At 33.6% G+C, this 527-nt stretch carries 1 protein-coding gene; it reads right to left on the bottom strand.

Features of this window, described 5'->3' with window-relative positions; genetic code table 11:
* Window positions 1–338 precede the first annotated feature (338 nt).
* A partial coding sequence (locus tag CWS31_RS17780) for a hypothetical protein (RefSeq protein ID WP_211355869.1) occupies window positions 339–527 on the bottom strand: 189 nt, incomplete at its 5' end.

Below are 527 nucleotides of genomic sequence, written 5' to 3'. Positions count from 1 at the left end.
TAGCGGGACATTACTTGACTTTTAATTTGAGCGAAAGCTCTGAAAAGCCCGTAACAATGTTACGGGTTTTTAAATGAAACAATATTTTTTAATTTAATTTAATTATCTGATAACAAAGTGATTAGATTAAAAAATACTGTTTTAGTAAATAGTTTAATTAAAGTATTTACTTTAAGGTTTAGTTGCGTATAATGCGCATCTCACTCGGGCAAGGCCTGTAGTAAGAAGAGTAGCGAATGTGTTTACCTTCTGTATTTCTTTAACAATTAGTTATCATGCAATTTGTGTGAGCACTCACATTAATGTTGTTTTACATAGTTCTTCGGAACAAAAAACGCTTAATGAATGATGTTCATGCAAATAAATATAGTTACTAACTTCGGTTGGTAACGACTATGTAATGCGATATCAGCTTCGGTTGGTATCACGACAGAATTCATTGAGCAGTAACACATCGCTTGCGATGAGGTTACACAAACGATTTTTAATTGAAGAGTTTGATCATGGCTCAGATTGAACGCTGGCGG

The organism is Colwellia echini (assembly GCF_002843355.2).
Classification (GTDB): Bacteria; Pseudomonadota; Gammaproteobacteria; order Enterobacterales; family Alteromonadaceae; genus Colwellia; species Colwellia echini.
This window is presented reverse-complemented; position numbering and strand designations above follow the sequence as displayed.